Below are 16,165 nucleotides of genomic sequence, written 5' to 3' on the forward strand. Positions count from 1 at the left end.
GCGGTCCACTACGCCGCGGGAGGTCGGCGAAACGACCATGCACGTCACGCATCTGTCGCTGGCCGACTTCCGCTCCTACCCCCGGGTCGAGGTACCGCTCGACCCGGGGGTTACGGCCTTCGTCGGGCCCAACGGACAGGGCAAGACGAACCTCGTCGAGGCGGTCGGCTACCTCGCCACCCTCGGCAGCCACCGTGTCTCCTCCGACGCGCCCCTGGTCCGCATGGGAGCCGACCGCGCGATCATCCGGGCGCAGGTCCGCCAGGGCGAGCGGCAGCAACTGATCGAGCTGGAGCTGAACCCGGGCCGCGCCAACCGCGCCCGTATCAACAGGTCCTCGCAGGTCAAGCCCCGGGATGTGCTGGGGATCGTACGGACCGTGCTGTTCGCTCCCGAGGACCTGTCCCTGGTCAAGGGCGACCCCGGCGAGCGGCGCCGCTTCCTGGACGAGCTGATCACCGCACGTTCCCCGCGCATGGCAGGCGTCCGCTCCGACTACGACCGGGTGCTCAAGCAGCGCAACACCCTGCTGAAGTCGGCCGCACTGGCCCGCCGGCACGGCGGGCGCACCCTGGACCTCTCCACCCTCGACGTCTGGGACCAGCACCTCGCGCGGGCGGGCGCCGAGCTCCTGGCGCAGCGGCTGGACCTCATCGCCGCGATCCAGCCGCTGGCCGACAAGGCGTACGAGCAGCTCGCGCCCGGCGGCGGACCGGTCGCCCTGGAGTACCGGCCGTCCGCGCCCGGCGAGGCCCACACGCGCGAGGACCTGTACGAGCAGCTGATGGCCGCGCTCGCCGAGGCCCGCAAGCAGGAGATCGAGCGGGGCGTCACCCTGGTCGGCCCGCACCGCGACGACCTGCTCCTCAAGCTGGGCCAGCTGCCCGCCAAGGGCTACGCCTCGCACGGCGAGTCCTGGTCCTACGCGCTGGCGCTGCGCCTGGCCTCGTACGACCTGCTGCGCGCCGAGGGCAACGAGCCGGTGCTGGTGCTCGACGACGTGTTCGCCGAGCTGGACACGCGCCGGCGTGAGCGGCTGGCCGAGCTGGTCGCGCCCGGGGAGCAGGTCCTGGTGACCGCGGCCGTCGACGACGACGTACCCCATGTGCTGGCCGGAGCCCGGTTCGCGGTGGCCGGGGGGACGGTGGAACGCGTATGAGCGAGCCCGGCGCGCCCACGAGTGACGGCGTGAAGGCCCCCGAGCCCTCCGGTGTCGATCTCGCGCGCGTGGCGTTGCGCGCGGCCAGGGAGGCGGCACGCGCGCGTGGCGACGCGGCACAGCAGAAGAAGCAGGCCCGGCGCGGCGGCCTGCGCTCCGGCGCGCGCGCCGACCGCCGCGACCCGATGGCTCTCGGCGCGGCGATCAACCGGCTGCTCACCGAGCGCGGCTGGGAGGCTCCGGCCGCGGTGGGCGGGGTGATGGGGCGCTGGCCGGAGATCGTCGGCGAGGACGTGGCCAAGCACTGCGAGCCGGAGCGCTACGACGAGGACGAGCGGGTGCTGGTCGTGCGCTGCGACTCCACGGCCTGGGCGACCAATCTGCGGCTGCTCGCGCCGACCCTGGTCGCGCGCCTCAACGAGGACCTCGGCCACGGCACCGTGCTGCTGATCAAGGTCGTCGGCCCCAGTGGTCCCGCCCGTCGCTTCGGGCCCTTGCGCGCCCCCGGAAGCACCGGGCCCGGTGACACGTACGGGTGACCGGTGGCCCTTTTCCGGCCCTTCCACCACACGTGACTGACATCACATCACTGCTCCTCAGCGGTGGGTTCGGACCCCCGGTGACCGTTTCGTCGTACGCCCGTACGCGGTCGCGTATCGCGACCTGACTCTTAAGTAGCCAAGGGTTGACGGCTGGAAGCGCTGAGTGCCCTCGTGGGGCTCTTGGAGCCCCCATCCGCATATCGGGAGTCGGACGAGACCGGTTGAGGGCGGCACATGCGGACTCAGGTGCCCGCAAACCCCCATCGATGTCGGCGCTACCGGTAGACTGGAAGACAATCCCGCCCCGACCGTGGGGACCGTCCGGGAAAAGCTGAGCAACGCTGATCAAGGCTTACCAACGCAACATGCCGCAGCCGCTCCGGCAACCTGCCGACGAGCCCGGTTCGTGGTGTGCCAGAAAGGGCGCTTCGTGGCCGATTCCGGCAACCCCAACGAGAACATCCCGTCCACCGACACCGGCGTGAACAGCGAGGCGATCACCTCGGGCAGCGAGGTCACCGCCTCGTACGACGCCAGTGCCATCACCGTCCTCGAGGGTCTGGACGCGGTCCGCAAGCGACCCGGTATGTACATCGGTTCGACCGGTGAGCGAGGACTGCACCACCTGGTGCAGGAGGTCGTCGACAACTCCGTCGACGAGGCGCTGGCCGGTCACGCGGACACGATCGACGTGACGATCCTCGCCGACGGCGGCGTCCGGGTCGTCGACAACGGCCGTGGCATCCCGGTGGGCATCGTCCCCTCCGAGGGCAAGCCCGCCGTCGAGGTCGTGCTGACCGTGCTGCACGCGGGTGGCAAGTTCGGCGGCGGCGGTTACGCGGTCTCCGGTGGTCTGCACGGCGTGGGTGTCTCCGTCGTCAACGCCCTCTCCACGAGGGTCGCGGTGGAGGTCAGGACCGACGGCTACCGCTGGACGCAGGAGTACAAGCTGGGCGTCCCCACGGCACCGCTCGCTCGGCACGAGGCCACCGAGGAGACCGGCACGTCGGTCACCTTCTGGGCCGACGGCGACATCTTCGAGACCACCGACTACTCCTTCGAGACGCTCTCCCGGCGCTTCCAGGAGATGGCCTTCCTCAACAAGGGCCTGAAGATCAACCTCACCGACGAGCGTGAGTCGGCGAAGGCCACCGCCGGCGCGGACGAGGCGGGGGAGGACGAGAAGCATGAGGTCAAGAGCGTCTCGTACCACTACGAGGGCGGCATCGTCGACTTCGTGAAGTACCTCAACTCCCGCAAGGGAGACCTGGTGCACCCCACCGTGATCGACCTGGAGGCCGAGGACAAGGACAGGCATCTGTCCCTCGAGGTCGCCATGCAGTGGAACGGCGGCTACACCGAGGGTGTGTACTCCTTCGCCAACATCATCCACACCCACGAGGGCGGTACGCACGAAGAGGGCTTCCGCGCGGCGCTGACCTCGCTCATCAACAAGTACGCGCGGGACAAGAGGCTGCTGCGCGAGAAGGACGACAACCTCACGGGCGACGACATCCGCGAGGGTCTGACCGCGATCATCTCGGTCAAGCTGGGCGAGCCCCAGTTCGAGGGCCAGACCAAGACCAAGCTGGGCAACACCGAGGTGAAGACCTTCGTCCAGAAGGTCGTCTACGAGCACCTCAACGACTGGCTGGACCGCAACCCGAACGAGGCCGCGGACATCATCCGCAAGGGCATCGCGGCGGCCACCGCGCGGGTGGCGGCCCGCAAGGCGCGCGACCTGACGCGTCGCAAGGGCCTGCTGGAGTCGGCTTCTCTGCCGGGCAAGCTGTCCGACTGCCAGTCGAACGACCCCACCAAGTGCGAGATCTTCATCGTCGAGGGTGACTCCGCCGGCGGTTCGGCCAAGTCCGGCCGCAACCCGCAGTACCAGGCGATCCTCCCGATCCGCGGCAAGATCCTCAACGTCGAGAAGGCGCGCATCGACCGGATCCTGCAGAACCAGGAGATCCAGGCGATGATCTCCGCGTTCGGCACGGGCGTGCACGAGGACTTCGACATCGAGAGGCTCCGCTATCACAAGATCATCCTGATGGCGGACGCCGACGTCGACGGCCAGCACATCAACACCCTGCTGCTGACGTTCCTGTTCCGCTTCATGCGGCCGCTGGTCGAGGCCGGGCACGTGTACCTCTCCCGTCCGCCGCTCTACAAGATCAAGTGGGGCCGGGACGACTTCGAGTACGCGTACTCCGACCGCGAGCGCGACGCGCTGATCGAGATGGGCCGCCAGGCCGGCAAGCGCATCCGGGAGGACTCCGTCCAGCGCTTCAAGGGCCTCGGTGAGATGAACGCCGAGGAGCTGCGCATCACCACGATGGACCAGGAGCACCGCGTCCTCGGCCAGGTCACCCTGGACGACGCCGCCCAGGCCGACGACCTGTTCTCGGTCCTGATGGGCGAGGACGTCGAGGCACGCCGCGCGTTCATCCAGCGCAACGCCAAGGACGTCCGCTTCCTCGACATCTGAGTCGGTCTCAGCTGACCGCGTCAGAAAGGATCTTCACCAGCAATGACCGACGAGAACACTCCCGTCCAGCCCGACGAGGACGGCCTCGCCCTGCGCGTCGAGCCCGTCGGGCTCGAGACGGAGATGCAGCGCTCCTACCTCGACTACGCGATGTCCGTCATCGTCTCGCGTGCGCTGCCGGACGTCCGTGACGGCCTCAAGCCCGTCCACCGCCGTGTGCTGTACGCCATGTACGACGGCGGCTACCGCCCCGAGCGGGGGTTCTACAAGTGCGCCCGCGTCGTCGGCGACGTCATGGGCAACTACCACCCGCACGGCGACTCCTCGATCTACGACGCGCTGGTCCGCCTCGCGCAGCCGTGGTCGATGCGGATGCCGCTGGTGGACTCCAACGGCAACTTCGGCTCGCCGGGCAACGACCCGGCGGCGGCCATGCGCTACACCGAGTGCAAGATGGCGCCGCTGTCGATGGAGATGGTCCGTGACATCGACGAGGAGACCGTCGACTTCACGGACAACTACGACGGCCGCTCCCAGGAGCCGACCGTCCTTCCGGCCCGCTTCCCGAACCTGCTGATCAACGGCTCGGCCGGTATCGCGGTCGGTATGGCGACCAACATCCCGCCGCACAACCTGCGTGAGGTGGCCGCCGGCGCCCAGTGGTACCTGGAGAACCCCGAAGCCAGTCACGAGGAGCTGCTCGACGCGCTGATCGAGCGCATCAAGGGCCCCGACTTCCCGACCGGCGCGCTCGTCGTGGGCCGCAGGGGCATCGAGGAGGCGTACCGCACCGGGCGCGGTTCGATCACCATGCGCGCGGTGGTCGAGGTCGAGGAGATCCAGAACCGCCAGTGCCTGGTGGTCACGGAGCTGCCGTACCAGACCAACCCCGACAACCTCGCGCAGAAGATCGCCGACCTGGTGAAGGACGGCAAGATCGGCGGCATCGCCGACGTGCGCGACGAGACCTCCTCGCGCACCGGTCAGCGCCTGGTCATCGTGCTGAAGCGGGACGCGGTCGCCAAGGTCGTCCTGAACAACCTGTACAAGCACACCGACCTGCAGACCAACTTCGGCGCCAACATGCTGGCCCTGGTCGACGGCGTGCCGCGCACGCTCTCCCTGGACGCGTTCATCCGGCACTGGGTGACGCACCAGATCGAGGTCATCGTCCGCCGTACGCGCTTCCGGCTGCGCAAGGCCGAGGAGCGGGCGCACATCCTGCGCGGCCTGCTGAAGGCCCTGGACGCCATTGACGACGTCATCGCGCTCATCCGGCGCAGCGACACGGTCGAGATCGCGCGCGGGGGCCTGATGAGCCTCCTGGAGATCGACGAGATCCAGGCCAACGCCATCCTCGAGATGCAGCTGCGCCGACTGGCCGCCCTGGAGCGGCAGAAGATCGTCCAGGAGCACGACGAACTCCAGGCGAAGATCAACGAGTACAACGGGATCCTGGCCTCCCCGGTCCGCCAGCGCGGCATCGTCAGCGAGGAGCTGGCCGCGATCGTCGAGAAGTTCGGTGACGACCGCAAGACCAAGCTGATCCCGTACGAGGGCGACATGTCCATCGAGGACCTGATCGCCGAGGAGGACATCGTCGTCACGGTCACGCGCGGCGGCTACATCAAGCGCACCAAGACCGACGACTACCGGGCCCAGAAGCGCGGCGGCAAGGGCGTACGGGGGGCGAAGCTGAAGGAAGACGACATCGTCGACCACTTCTTCGTCTCCACCACGCACCACTGGCTGCTGTTCTTCACCAACAAGGGCCGCGTGTACCGCGTGAAGGCGTACGAGCTTCCCGACGCAGGACGGGACGCGCGCGGGCAGCACGTGGCGAACCTGCTGGCCTTCCAGCCGGACGAGGCCATCGCCCAGATTCTCGCGATCCGCGACTACGAGGCGGCCCCGCACCTGGTCCTGGCCACCAAGGGCGGCCTGGTGAAGAAGACGCCGCTGAAGGACTACGACTCCCCGCGCTCGGGCGGTGTGATCGCGATCAACCTGCGCGAGCAGGTGGACGGTTCCGACGACGAACTGATCGGAGCCGAACTCGTCTCGTCCGACGACGATCTGCTGCTGATCAGCAGGAAGGCGCAGTCGATCAGGTTCACCGCCACGGACGACACGCTGCGTCCCATGGGCCGCGCGACCTCGGGCGTCAAGGGCATGAGTTTCCGTGAGGGAGACGAGCTGCTCTCGATGAATGTTGTTCGACCCGGTACGTTCGTGTTCACTGCCACAGACGGCGGGTACGCGAAGCGGACCGCCGTCGACGAGTACCGCGTCCAGGGTCGCGGCGGCCTCGGCATCAAGGCCGCCAAGATCGTCGAGGACCGCGGCTCCCTCGTCGGCGCGCTGGTGGTCGAGGAGACCGACGAAATCCTCGCCATCACGCTGTCGGGCGGTGTGATTCGTACGCGAGTCAACGAGATCAGGGAGACGGGCCGTGACACCATGGGCGTCCAACTGATCAATCTGGGCAAGCGCGATGCCGTGGTCGGCATCGCCCGTAACGCCGAGGCTGGACGCGAGGCGGAGGAAGTCGACGGCGACGTGGCCGTGGACGAGACCGCCGACGGGGCCGCGACCACCGGCACGGACGAGGGTGAGGCGCCCTCGGCCGAGTAGCACGAGGAGTGAGTCAGCGTGAGCGGAGCCACGGGCGCCGGACCGGCCGGTACCAGCACGGGAACGGACGGCGGTGGCCGTGGCTCCGCCGCGCGGGCGACAGATCCGCACACGACGAATCTCAAAGCGATCAAGTCGCCCGCCAAGGACGCGTCCTCGTCCGACAGGCATGGATCCCAGGGGGGAACTGTGACGGACACCCGAGGCCCGCAGCAGGCAGCGCCGGAACAGGGCGCAGCCGCTGATACGGCCTCACCGCTGCCGGGGGAACGGCAGCCGCAGCAACAGGCGGGCCCGTACCACCCGCCGCAGGCCTACCCGGCGCAGGCCGGCACGGCAGCCGGCCAGACCGGCGCGGTGCGCCGCCCGCGTACGGGGGCGCGCACCACACCGCGCGTGCGCAAGGCACGTCTGCGTGTGTCGAAGGCCGACCCCTGGTCGGTGATGAAGGTCAGCTTCCTGCTCTCCATCGCGCTCGGCATCTGCACGATCGTCGCCTCGGCGGTGCTGTGGATGGTCATGGACGCCATGGGCGTGTTCTCGACGGTCGGCGGCACGATCGCCGAGGCGACCGGCTCCAACGAGTCGAACGGCTTCGACCTCCAGTCGTTCCTGTCACTGCCCAACGTCCTGATGTTCACGACGATCATCGCGGTCATCGACGTCGTCCTGGCGACGGCCCTCGCGACGCTCGGCGCGTTCATCTACAACCTCTCCGCGGGGTTCGTGGGCGGTGTCGAGCTGACGCTGGCCGAGGACGAGTGAGCTGCTCACCGGCCTTCCGCGCTCTGGGCTGACGGTCCCCCGACAACCGATTTTGGGACTGCCCCCGTCGTGCGCTAATCTTCAGGAGTCAGCGCGCGGGACACACACCGCAGAGCGCGGCGGGGCTATAGCTCAGTTGGTTAGAGCGCATCCCTGATAAGGATGAGGCCACAGGTTCAAATCCTGTTAGCCCCACCAGCCAGAAGACCCCCGGACCATCGGTCCGGGGGTCTTTTGACACCACCGGCTGACACCAACGACGGCGAACGGCAGAGGTCGGCCGATCAGGGGCCCCTCGAGCAGCTCTGCGAACACCGTCACAGCCTCCCGTTCACTGTCCCCCACCCCGTGGGTGTGGACGTCCATGGGCCGGTTGGGAGTCCTCGCCGTTTTACGGCTGACAGTCGGTGGCCGACGTGGGGCAGAAGGCCCGTCACCGCCACCGTCAGCAGGCCGGACCATGGGCGGTCTTATCCGGGAGGACGTGGGGAAGGCCTGCCGGCATCGGGTGCGGTGCCTGCAGAGAAGCGGATGATGCGGGCATGAGGAAGGCCCGGCTGCTCTCTTCGAGCGAGCCGGGCCGGCGCGTGCCGTGGGGCTGTACGCGAGTTCGCCGGGACTTGTGGGAGTCGAGGACGGCACGGGCGGGGGCTGCGGCCTCGCTCAGCGTCGGAGGGGTGCGTCGGCGGGCTGGGATTCCGTCGGGGACGCGGTGCCGTCGGAGCAGTCCTCGGGCGCCGGTTCGGGGGCCGGATCCGGGAGCAGTCGGTGGCGGCAGCTGGGGGACTTTCCGTGGGCCTCGGCGTGGATGCGCTGTTTCATCGTGGGGGGCAAGGCGCTGAGGAGGGACCAGGGGAGCGGCGCCGATTCCGTCGCACTCGGGTGGCTCTCGCTGTTGCGGGCGGGCTCGCTCTGCGGTACGGCGGCGGAGGCGGCCGTAGTGGCCGTGGTGATGAGTCCGAGCGCCGTGCACAGCGCGAGGAAGGCGGTGACGACGGCGGTCCACAGCTTCATGACCTTGTTCCGGGCCATGGTCCCTCTCTTTCGGGTCGGGCGATTTGCGTACTTTCCTCATGATGTGTATGTGGGCCCCGAAGTGGTGGATCCGCGCCCGTGGCGCGTGGATGTTCAGATGAACACCACTCGAATGGTCGCAAGAGGGACGAAAAGCGGAAGATGCGGGAGAAAAGCGGTCTAAGTAACCGTCCGTGGAGGTGTGATCACCCTCCGATCCGATCGCCGTACTCCGCTTCTATCGGGCGGTGCCGGAGGGCAGTTGGAGGCGCCGACACAGGTCACCGATCGGTATCGACCGGTGTGTATAGTCGGGCGGCAGAGGTCCCCTACGTCAAGGAAAGACGAGGTCGCGCGGTGAAGAAGCTTCTCCTGGTCGCACTGGCCGCCATCGGCGGGCTCCTCGTGTACCGCCAGATCCAGGCGGATCGCGCCGAGCAGGATCTGTGGACGGAGGCGACTGACTCCGTGCCCACGGGTTCGTGAGTACCGACAACCGACGCTGAACAGACCCCGGCCGCCTTCGCGGTCGGGGTTTTGTGTGTGGCGGGACCCTGCCGACGGGCCTTGTCCGCGGGGCAGGATGAGCGACGGTGCGACGTCCGGGCGACGACGAGGGGTGGCGCGTGAGGGCACGGCGGTGTACGGCGCGGTGGCGCGCGAGGGCTGGGAGCGTGGGGGCTTCGGGGGCCGGACGCGCGGGCGTGGTGACGCTTGCGTCCGCGGTGGTGCTGGGGCTGGGGAGCGTGTCGCCGGGTGCCTTTGCCGCCGCCTCCGCCGGGACGACCGCCGCGACCGCCACCAGGGCCGCCGTCGCCGATGCCGCTGGGCCCGTCGAGGGCGCCGGAAACCTCCGGTCGGCGTCCGGAGCCCTCGGAACCTACGCCTTCGCCGAGGACGCGAGGAGGATAGACGGGACCGTGAGCACCGCGGACGCCGTGGAACTGGTGCCCGGCCGGACCTACCGGAGCACACTTCCGGCCGGCGGGAGGGTCTACTACCGCCTGGAACTCGACGCCACCACGAACGTCTACGCCTCCGCCACCGCCGTCCCTCCGGCCGGCCGCACCGCCTCCGTCATCGACGGAGTCAAGGTGTCCGTGGAGGACAGCGAAGGCCGCGCCTGTGACGTGGACACGGCGAGCTTCGGTGCCGCCGGCAGTCCGCATCCGGTCGCCGCCTGGGCCATGCGGGAGATCTCCCCCAGGAAATCCCTCTGCAAGGAGGCCGGTACGTACTACGTGGCCGTCGAGCGCGTCGACCCGGACGGCGAGGGCTCCTCTCCCGACCCCTGGGAGATGGAACTCACCGCGGTGTCGGAGCCGCCGCTCGAAAAGGCCGGTGCGACGCGTGCGCCACAGGAGTGGAACTCCGCCCCGCCCCGCCCCATCGCGGGCAAGCCCGAGCGGCGCCCGGGCGCAGCGGGCTTCGCCCGGGCCACCCCCGTCGGCCAGGGCGTCTGGCGGGACGACATCCGCCCCGGGCAGACACTCTTCTACAAGGTCCCCGTCGACTGGGGCCGTCAGCTCTACGCCACCGCCGAACTGGGCAGCTCAGGCTCGGGCGGCAGCGGCTACGTCGCCGCCGCGCTGGACCTGGACCTCTACAACCCCGCCCGCGGTCACGTCGCGGACGCGGGCATCGGCTACGACGGCGCACAGAAGGCGGAGAGCCTCGCTCCCCTGCCACCGGTCGCGTACGTCAATCGCCACGCCGTCAGCCGTCAGGCCGGTGCGATGCGGTTCGCCGGTTCGTACTACCTCGTCGCGCACCTCTCCGCGGAGGTGGCGGACGCCTTCGGCGACGGGCCCGTGCCGCTGACCCTGCGGGTGCGGTTGAGCGGTGGGGCACAGGACGGGCCCGGGTACGCGGGGGAGCCCGTGCCGTCGGGCGTCTTCACGGTCACGGGCCAGGACCGTCAGACGGCGGCCGAGGGCGCGGCCGCGGGCGACGACGCCGCGTTCCGGGCGCTCGCGGTGGGCGGCATCGGCACCGGGAGCGCACTGCTGGTGGGGCTCGGTGTGTGGACGCTGGTCGCTCGTCGGCGGGCCCGCTCGTAGGCGGTGGTCGTCGTATGGGAGGCGGGGTCGTCGCGCGGAACGAGGTGTTACCGGGGGCGGGGTGCTCCGGAGGCAAGGGCGGCCTGGAGGTAAGGGGGCCTGGAGGCAAGGGTGGGCCTGGAGGCAAGGGCGGGCCTGGAGGTCGGGGTGTCCCGGAGGTAAGGGCGGCCTGGACGCCGGGGTGTCCCGCAGTCGGGGTGGTTCAGATGCGTGTGAGGGCCCAGAAGCCCACGGCGTAGCAGGCCAGGGCCAGGAGCAGAACAGGGACGGCCACCGTTGCCGGAGGGCCGGGTCGGCGGCTGCGTCGGCGGTGGGGCCGATGGGTGGATCCGTGCCGCGACGATCCGTGCCGTGACGTTGCCTCGAACGGCACCGGAACCTGCGCGGCCCGGGCGGTGTATTCAGCAGTGGAGGCGTCGCGATATGCGGGCGGTCGTGGCAGGGGGGAGCGCAGCGGATGCGTGGGCTCGTGGGGGGAGACGTAAGGGGCGGCGTTGGCCGGCTGGTGCTGTGCGACGTGCCGGCCCTGCTCCGGTGTCCGAGGGGCGTGCGCGGGCGTCGGCGGCGCGGGCACGGGGGAGGAGGTGATCGTGGCCTGGGGCGGCGGCAGATGGAAGCTGCCGGTGTCCGACATGCCGGGCGGTTGCGGGGAGGAGCCGGACGGTGGGGTGGAGGAGGCGGACGGTGGGGTGGAGGAGGCGGTGCTCTGACGCGGATCGGTGGGTCCGACGCCCCCGTCCCCGCCCCGACCCCAGCCCCCGCTCATGTCGGCGGAGGCGTTCGCAGCACCCGTGCCCCGGCCACCGGTTACGGGGACGGCATCGTGTCCCCCGGCCGTCCCGGGCACCGCGTCCGCCCCTCGGCTGCCCGTCTGGCCGGCCTCGGTAAGAGGACCCCGCACGTCCTGCGGGCGGTGTTCCCCCGTGGCCGTACCGACGCCGCCAGGCCGCACACCGGAAGCCCTCTTCAGCGGACCGTCCGCGGCGAAGCCCGGGGGGAGCGGTCCCAGTTGGTCGAAGATTTCGATCAGTTCGTCGTCGGGGCCGGGCGCCGGCAGAAGCTCCGCTGCCGCGGCGAGCGCCTTGCGCGCTCCCGTGGCCGTGCGGAACCGCGCTTGTGGATCCGGCTGGAGAAGTGTGGCCACGACCTGCCACAGCGGCTCGGGGATGCCCTGGGGCGCACCGGGTGTCCCGTGGTCGGCGAAGTACTGGATGAGGGCCTTGGCGTCCGGTTTGGCGCCCTCCAGCAGATACAGGGCCACCAGGCCCACGGCGAACAGGTCGGCGGGGAAGTCGGGTTCGGAGCCCATCATCTGCTCCGGCGCGAGATAACCGGGTGTGCCGACCACCAGGTTGGTCTCGGTCAGCCGGGGTTCGCCCATTCGCATCGCGATGCCGAAGTCGGACAGGCGCAGCCGTGGCCTGCCCGTGCCGGTGGCCTCCAGGAGCACGTTGGCCGGTTTGACGTCGCGGTGCACGACGTCTTCCGCGTGCACCGCGGCGAGCCCCGCCAGCAGTTGGTCGAGCAGGGTGCAGACGAAGGCCGGCGGCAGGGGACCGTAGTCGCCGACCAGATGAACGAGTGAACCGCCGGCGACCAGGTCCATGGTGAAGAGGACCTTGTCGTCGTCGGCGGCCCAGCTGGTGGGGGCCAGGACATGGGGGTGATCGATCCGCAGGGCCTGCTCGCGGACGAAACGCAGCAGCGAGTGGGCGTCGCTCTGCAGCAGGACCTTGGCGGCCACGTAACGGCGGCGGCGGTGGTCCCAGGCGCGCCAGACGGCGCCGACGCCACCACGTCCGATCGGATCGACCAGTTCGTACCGGCCGGCGAAGACCTCACCCATGACTGTGCGTCGCTCCTCCCCCTGCGGTGTCCCCCTGTGCCTCCCCCTCTATGAGCGATACGACTCCCCCCGCGGCCCCCTGTCTCCCCCGCTTCCCCCGTCTCCCCCGCGTCCCTGGCAGCCGAACCCCCTTTCGGCCGCGCGGGAGGGGGATCAGCTCTGGTGGGACTGGTAGTGCGTGACCGCGTCGGAGGTGCGGCCGGCTCCATAGACCCGGAGGAACTCCGCCAGTTCGGGGTGGGTGGGGGCGAGGGTGTCGGCAGCCTCGATGATGTCGCCGGCGGCGGCCACGGAGCGCAGCAGGGACTGGATCTCGCGGACCACTCGCTTGACCGTGGGCGCTCCCGAACTGCTCGTCGTCTGCGTGGTGTTGCTGAGCACCGAGCCCCCCTGTGACTTCTTGATCTCCTCCATGCGCTCGGTCGCCTCGGCCGCGCTGACACTGCCGTCCGCGACCTGCCCCGCCAGATCCTGCAGCAGCTGGACCCGCTGAACCACCGCGGGATTCCCGATCTTCGCCCGCTGGCCGCTCATCAGCTGAGACAGCATCGGTGCGGACAGTCCCAGTACCCCCGCGAGACGAGCCTGGTTGAGACCCAGGTCGTCTATGAGCTTACGGAAGAGCGCCCCCAGTGGCTCCCCGTACCAATTCCGCTGCAGTTCCCGCGCTCTGGCGGTGGCTTCCTGCTGTGCGGCGTCCATTGCGTCTCCCCATCGCTTCCCCATGAACCGTGGTTCGCTGTAGCGAACCACGCCGAGCATCTTACGGAGAGTGGTCGGTCACGGGGACCCCCAATCTTTTTGCGGAATCCCCGGGGGGACCCGGTACTCTGGTCTCGGGCGCCCACCAGGATGTCTTTCTCCCAGGTGGATGCTTTCCTTCCGGGGCCTTAGCTCAGTTGGTAGAGCGCTGTCTTTGCATGGCAGATGTCAGGGGTTCGACTCCCCTAGGCTCCACAGCAGGTCAAACGCCCTCCGGGACCCAATCTCGGAGGGCGTTTCCATGATCAGAGTCCGCATAGCGTCCACAACGCCAAACGATCACGCCGACTAGTTCACCCGTTCGAGGTACTGGACTCGGTGCACCGCGCACGTACAGTAGATCCAGCGAGAGGGACAGGCGTGACTCCCCCACACGCGCCTGAGACGCGCCTCTCGCGTGCCTGTGTGGTGTCCGGCGGGGAGGTCGGCCCGACAGGAACGAGGCCCCCGCCGAGAGAGTCGGCGGGGGCCTCTTGCCGTACACGGTAAACCGCCCTGCTGGCTTTTACCTCAGAGGCATTGCGCCTTGACTGAGTCTTGGTGTCCGGTGACTTGTCCAGGCGAAGATCCGTGCACTGGTCACCCGCGTTTCCGCAGGTGAGAAGGTGTTTGGCCTCCCTGGGGCAGCAAGATCATTTAATTTGCCCACGGGGGCAAAGACAACGAGTCATGATCGTTACAGCGTGAGCGGGTGCCCCTCGACCCGATGCCCGACTGGGTGCCAGCCCGCCGCCGGGAGATCGGGGCCCGCCTCCGCCAAGCCCGCCTCGCGGCGAACCTCACCCAACTCCAGCTCGGCGAGCGCATCGGCCGCGACCACCGGACCATCCACCGCTGGGAGTACGGGCAACGCGTCCCGAGCCTGGACGATCTCTTGCTCCTCGCGGATGCAACTGGGGTCCCCCTGCGGGACCTCGTGGGGTGAGACGTGAGGAAGCCCCGCCCATCCGCCACGGGGGGGAGCAGACGAGCGGGGCCGGCATGAGGGGGCTACGCGGTGACGAGCGGGCGGTCGAGCAGCGCGTGAGCCTGCTCCGTCAGTGCCGGGTCGGCCAGCGTCATCCGGCCCGCCACCACTCGCTGGTGCCCGTAGTAGGCGCTGTCCAGGTCGACGGCCTGCACCATGTCGAGGGACCAACTGGTGCTCGGCACGTCGATGGTGCCCGGCTTCAGTACGGTGCGGGACCCGGAGCCGATGCAGGCGAGCCAGCAGCCGCAGCGCTGTCTGTGGTCGCCCTTCCACTCACCGATGAAGCCGTGCCGGCCTGCGAGGGCGAACAGGTCGCCGGGCTCGAACTGGTTGCCTTCGACGGGGATCACGCCGAGGACTGCGGTCAGGCCGCCGTCCGTCGTCGTGTACGCGAGTACGCAGCGGGAGCCGGTCTCCCAGTCGTGCAGCATCGAGAAGATCGTGAGCCTGCCGGACCCGGCCGTGTTCCTCGCCATCGGAGTTTCCTCTCAGTGCTGGTGCGGGCCCCGGTCACTCTACGGTCGGGGCCCGCACCTCTACGGTGTGTCAGTCCTGGTAGTCGCGGCCGTCGTCCGAGTCGCCCGTCGGGGGGTTGGGCTCGCCGTTGTCGTCCTCGTCGCCACCGACGGCCAGGGTGAGCGTGTCGCGGAGGGTCATGAGCTGCTCCTTTGCAGTTCGTCCCGATGGGTTCCTTGCTGACCCGCCCCAGGGCTCGACCTGTCCAGGGTGGGGACCCTGGGGCGGGGGTCTGGGTGAGCGGCCCGTCCCCGACGGGGGTACGGGGGCGGACCGCTCGGTCCCGCTACCGGTCCGGCCGGCGGACTGCGGGCCGGGAGCGGGAGTCAGTGGACGCAGCGGCGTATCTGCACGTTGCAGTCGGTCACGCGCGTCCAGTCGCCAGCCTCCCGGGCGGCGGTGCGCTCGCGGGCCAACCGCTGGCAGTCGGCGCATCCGGGCGCAGGGTCCGGGCTGGGGAGCGGAACGCCCAGGTGTACCGGGTCGTCCGTGGTGTTTCTCGGCCGGGTCACCAGCGGTCCTCGCGGGCCAGGGCGTGCAGGGCGGCCCGGTCGGCGCAGCGCTCCCCGGCGCCGCAGGCGCGGCAGCTGCGGGAGTGGATGCTGATGACGCGGCGGGCCTCGGCGCAGATACACGGGGTGCAGCCGCGGGGCCAGATGCGGGTGCCGCCGGGGGTGGGGCGCTCGCCGAGGTCGCGGGCGGTCTCGGCGGTGAGCGACTTGCTGCACCAGACGCAGACGGCGCCGCGGCGCTGCTCGTCGGTCAGGCCGAGGACCTGCGGGAGCGGGAGCATCGGCAGCGCGCTGCTGTCGTCTGTCCGCAAAGCGGTGGGGTGGATAGGCTCTGCCATGTCGTCGCTCCCTTGTAGCGGTGGCCACGCCCCCGGCCGGTCGCACGGCGCGGGGGTCTTCTTGTGCTCGGGACCATACCCCTTACATGCCCTACATGCACTACATACAGCGCATTGACCGCTCGCGGAGAGTGATCACCCTGCCTAGCGTTGTGCGCATGATCGACCCGACCTCGGAGGTACCGTGCTGGCGGCAGGCTCACACGATCCTCGTGGACCGCATCCGCGCCGGGACCTACCCGCCGAACAGTCGGGTCCCCTCGGTCGTTGCCCTGTCCGAAGAGTTGGGCATCAGCACGCCGACCGCGCAGAAGGCGCTGCGGCAGCTACGCGAGGACGGCCTGACCTACACGGTGCCCGGCTTCGGCTCCTTCGTAGCCGACCGCCCCCGGGCATGACGAAAGTGCCCCCGCCCTCCCCCATGACGGGGAAGGGCGGGGGCACTTGATTGGGAGGGGATGAGTCGTCCCGGGCCGGCCTCCCACCACGGGGCCGGACCGGGACTCACACCCCGGTGCGGTAGAACTCCTCGATCTCGTCGGGCGTCGGGTCCGGC

At 69.8% G+C, this 16,165-nt stretch carries 14 protein-coding genes and 2 tRNA genes; 11 read left to right on the top strand and 5 right to left on the bottom strand.

The window, feature by feature from the left end; all coding sequences use genetic code 11:
• Nucleotides 1–37 precede the first annotated feature (37 nt).
• The 6 genes from recF to IE178_RS21185 all read left to right on the top strand — a co-directional run bounded on the left by recF (nucleotide 38) and on the right by IE178_RS21185 (nucleotide 7,789).
• Nucleotides 38–1,159, top strand: coding sequence for a DNA replication/repair protein RecF (gene recF, locus IE178_RS21160; RefSeq protein WP_184764321.1), 1,122 nt, complete (start codon nucleotides 38–40; stop codon nucleotides 1,157–1,159).
• The gene (locus tag IE178_RS21165) at nucleotides 1,156–1,698 is read left to right on the top strand and encodes a DciA family protein (protein WP_184764320.1); all 543 of its coding nucleotides are present in this window, start codon (nucleotides 1,156–1,158) and stop codon (nucleotides 1,696–1,698) included. Before recF ends, IE178_RS21165 begins: the two co-directional genes overlap by 4 nt.
• A 433-nt stretch (nucleotides 1,699–2,131) precedes the next feature.
• A complete protein-coding gene (gyrB, locus tag IE178_RS21170) occupies nucleotides 2,132–4,192 on the top strand; it encodes a DNA topoisomerase (ATP-hydrolyzing) subunit B (RefSeq protein ID WP_184764319.1) in 2,061 nt (686 codons plus the stop codon).
• A gap of 42 nt (nucleotides 4,193–4,234) precedes the next feature.
• Nucleotides 4,235–6,826, top strand: coding sequence for a DNA gyrase subunit A (gyrA, locus tag IE178_RS21175; protein WP_193513378.1), 2,592 nt, complete (start codon nucleotides 4,235–4,237; stop codon nucleotides 6,824–6,826).
• An 18-nt stretch (nucleotides 6,827–6,844) separates the two neighbouring features.
• Entirely contained in the window at nucleotides 6,845–7,591 is a 747-nt protein-coding gene (locus IE178_RS21180) for a DUF3566 domain-containing protein (RefSeq protein WP_193513379.1), read from the top strand.
• 121 nt (nucleotides 7,592–7,712) lie between these two features.
• Nucleotides 7,713–7,789: transfer RNA gene (locus tag IE178_RS21185), tRNA-Ile, on the top strand.
• Nucleotides 7,790–8,254: 465 nt separating this feature from the next.
• On the opposite strand, the gene IE178_RS21190 is transcribed toward IE178_RS21185, so the two are convergent.
• On the bottom strand, nucleotides 8,255–8,623 hold the full coding sequence (locus tag IE178_RS21190) for a DUF6344 domain-containing protein (protein WP_184764316.1): 369 nt from the start codon (nucleotides 8,621–8,623) through the stop codon (nucleotides 8,255–8,257).
• Between the two features lie 339 nt (nucleotides 8,624–8,962).
• Here IE178_RS21190 and IE178_RS36090 point away from each other — a divergent pair, with 339 nt between their 5' ends.
• Nucleotides 8,963–9,091: a DLW-39 family protein gene (locus IE178_RS36090; RefSeq protein WP_003999697.1), complete on the top strand. Its 129-nt coding sequence runs from the start codon at nucleotides 8,963–8,965 to the stop codon at nucleotides 9,089–9,091.
• A gap of 140 nt (nucleotides 9,092–9,231) precedes the next feature.
• Nucleotides 9,232–10,665 (top strand): hypothetical protein, encoded by a 1,434-nt coding sequence (locus tag IE178_RS21200; protein WP_438874396.1) that lies wholly within the window; start codon nucleotides 9,232–9,234, stop codon nucleotides 10,663–10,665.
• Nucleotides 10,666–10,867: 202 nt separating this feature from the next.
• Here IE178_RS21200 and IE178_RS21205 read toward each other — a convergent pair whose 3' ends face one another.
• Both IE178_RS21205 and IE178_RS21210 read right to left on the bottom strand, forming a co-directional pair.
• Nucleotides 10,868–12,511, bottom strand: a complete 1,644-nt coding sequence (locus tag IE178_RS21205) for a protein kinase domain-containing protein (protein ID WP_193513381.1) — start codon at nucleotides 12,509–12,511, stop codon at nucleotides 10,868–10,870.
• A 153-nt stretch (nucleotides 12,512–12,664) separates the two neighbouring features.
• Nucleotides 12,665–13,213 carry a helix-turn-helix domain-containing protein gene (locus IE178_RS21210; protein ID WP_145868300.1) on the bottom strand — a complete coding sequence of 183 codons (549 nt, stop codon included), beginning with the start codon at nucleotides 13,211–13,213 and terminating at the stop codon, nucleotides 12,665–12,667.
• Between the two features lie 182 nt (nucleotides 13,214–13,395).
• On the opposite strand from IE178_RS21210, the gene IE178_RS21215 reads away from it, so the two are divergent.
• Together IE178_RS21215 and IE178_RS21220 are read left to right on the top strand one after the other, a co-directional pair.
• Nucleotides 13,396–13,468: transfer RNA gene (locus IE178_RS21215), tRNA-Ala, on the top strand.
• A gap of 496 nt (nucleotides 13,469–13,964) precedes the next feature.
• Entirely contained in the window at nucleotides 13,965–14,198 is a 234-nt protein-coding gene (locus IE178_RS21220; RefSeq protein WP_193513382.1) for a helix-turn-helix transcriptional regulator, read from the top strand.
• 65 nt (nucleotides 14,199–14,263) lie between these two features.
• Here IE178_RS21220 and IE178_RS21225 read toward each other — a convergent pair whose 3' ends face one another.
• Complete coding sequence (locus IE178_RS21225) at nucleotides 14,264–14,719, bottom strand: hypothetical protein (protein WP_193513383.1); 456 nt, start codon at nucleotides 14,717–14,719, stop codon at nucleotides 14,264–14,266.
• Nucleotides 14,720–15,267: 548 nt separating this feature from the next.
• Nucleotides 15,268–15,609, bottom strand: a complete 342-nt coding sequence (locus IE178_RS21230; RefSeq protein WP_193513384.1) for a hypothetical protein — start codon at nucleotides 15,607–15,609, stop codon at nucleotides 15,268–15,270.
• A gap of 158 nt (nucleotides 15,610–15,767) precedes the next feature.
• Between IE178_RS21230 and IE178_RS21235 the strand changes: the two genes are divergently transcribed.
• Entirely contained in the window at nucleotides 15,768–16,007 is a 240-nt protein-coding gene (locus IE178_RS21235) for a GntR family transcriptional regulator (protein ID WP_318280153.1), read from the top strand.
• The last annotated feature ends 158 nt before the right edge of the window (nucleotides 16,008–16,165 follow it).

Origin of the sequence: Streptomyces griseoloalbus, assembly GCA_014650015.1 — a bacterium.
Taxonomy (GTDB): domain Bacteria; phylum Actinomycetota; class Actinomycetes; order Streptomycetales; family Streptomycetaceae; genus Streptomyces; species Streptomyces griseoloalbus.

Coding starts and splice junctions, on each gene's coding strand:
- recF (WP_184764321.1), top strand. CDS start 38: ATGCACGTCACGCATCTGTCGCTGGCCGACTTCCGCTCCTACCCCCGG.
- IE178_RS21165 (WP_184764320.1), top strand. CDS start 1,156: ATGAGCGAGCCCGGCGCGCCCACGAGTGACGGCGTGAAGGCCCCCGAG.
- gyrA (WP_193513378.1), top strand. CDS start 4,235: ATGACCGACGAGAACACTCCCGTCCAGCCCGACGAGGACGGCCTCGCC.
- IE178_RS21190 (WP_184764316.1), bottom strand. CDS start 8,623: ATGGCCCGGAACAAGGTCATGAAGCTGTGGACCGCCGTCGTCACCGCC.
- IE178_RS21205 (WP_193513381.1), bottom strand. CDS start 12,511: ATGGGTGAGGTCTTCGCCGGCCGGTACGAACTGGTCGATCCGATCGGA.
- IE178_RS21210 (WP_145868300.1), bottom strand. CDS start 13,213: ATGGACGCCGCACAGCAGGAAGCCACCGCCAGAGCGCGGGAACTGCAG.
- IE178_RS21225 (WP_193513383.1), bottom strand. CDS start 14,719: ATGGCGAGGAACACGGCCGGGTCCGGCAGGCTCACGATCTTCTCGATG.
- IE178_RS21230 (WP_193513384.1), bottom strand. CDS start 15,609: ATGGCAGAGCCTATCCACCCCACCGCTTTGCGGACAGACGACAGCAGC.
- IE178_RS21235 (WP_318280153.1), top strand. CDS start 15,768: ATGATCGACCCGACCTCGGAGGTACCGTGCTGGCGGCAGGCTCACACG.